The organism is Streptomyces niveiscabiei (assembly GCF_001419795.1).
Lineage (GTDB): Bacteria > Actinomycetota > Actinomycetes > Streptomycetales > Streptomycetaceae > Streptomyces > Streptomyces niveiscabiei.
The window spans coordinates 1-1155 of the sequence record NZ_LIRL01001377.1 but is presented as its reverse complement, the minus strand read 5'-3'; the positions used below and the strand labels follow the sequence as shown (position 1 = coordinate 1155).

The following is a 1155-nucleotide window of genomic DNA, read 5'->3' as shown; positions in this document are numbered from 1 at the left end:
CTCCACAACCGCCCCCACGCTCAGCACCTCCGCACTCCCGTCCACCCCCTCGCCGTCCCTCCGAACCCTCCGCGCCTCCCGCAGCGCCCGCCGAGCCGCCTCCGCGGGGGTCATCGACTCCCCCATCACCCCTCCCTCCGCAACGACACCAGGTCGGACAGCTCCCGGTCGGTGAGTTCTGTCAGGGCCGCCTCCCCGCCCCCGAGGATCGAGTCCGCGAGGGCGCGCTTGCTCTCCAACATCTCGGCGATCCGGTCCTCGACGGTCCCCTCGGTGATGAGGCGGTGGACTTGGACGGGCTGGGTCTGCCCGATGCGGTACGCGCGGTCGGTGGCCTGCTCCTCGACGGCGGGGTTCCACCACCGGTCGACGTGGATGACGTGCCCCGCGCGCGTGAGGTTGAGCCCGGTCCCGGCGGCCTTCAGGGACAGGACGAGCACGGGCGTGGCCGCGTCCTGGAACCGGTCGACCATGCGCTCGCGCTCGGGTACGGGCGTACCACCGTGGAGGAGTTCGACGGGGACCGCGCGGGAGGCGAGGTGGGCGGTGACGAGGCGGGCCATCCCGACGTACTGCGTGAAGACGAGGGCGGAGCCGTCCTCGGAGAGGACCGTGTCCAGCAGTTCGTCGAGGAGGGCGAGTTTGCCGGAGCGGCCGGGTGGGCCGGGGTCCTGCTTGAGGTAGAGCGCGGGGTGGTCGCAGATCTGCTTGAGCGCGCCGAGGAGCTTGAGGACAAGCCCCCGGCGGGCCATGCCGTCGGACATCTCGATGGCGAGCATCGACTCGCGCACGACGGCCTCGTACAGCGCGGCCTGTTCGCGGGTGAGCGGGACGGGGTGGTCGGTCTCGGTCTTGGGCGGGAGTTCGGGCACGATCCCGGGGTCGGACTTGCGGCGGCGCAGCAGGAAGGGCCGCACGAGGCGCGCGAGGCGTTCGACGGCTTCCGCGTCCTCGCCGTTCTCCACCGCGCGCGCGTGCCGGGAGCGGAACGCCTTGAGGGGGCCGAGGAGTCCGGGGGTGGTCCAGTCGAGGAGTGCCCACAGTTCGGAGAGGTTGTTCTCGACGGGGGTGCCGGTGAGCGCCACGCGCGCGGGCGCGGGGATCGTCCGGAGGGCTTTGGCGGTCGCGGAGTGGGGGTTCTTCACGTGCTGCGCC

1 protein-coding gene is annotated in these 1155 nt (G+C 72.6%); it reads right to left on the bottom strand.

Annotated features, from left to right (window positions below):
- Positions 1–125: 125 nt before the first annotated feature.
- On the bottom strand, positions 126–1155 hold a 1030-nt coding region (locus AOK24_RS44225), incomplete at its 5' end, for a DEAD/DEAH box helicase (RefSeq protein WP_167376926.1).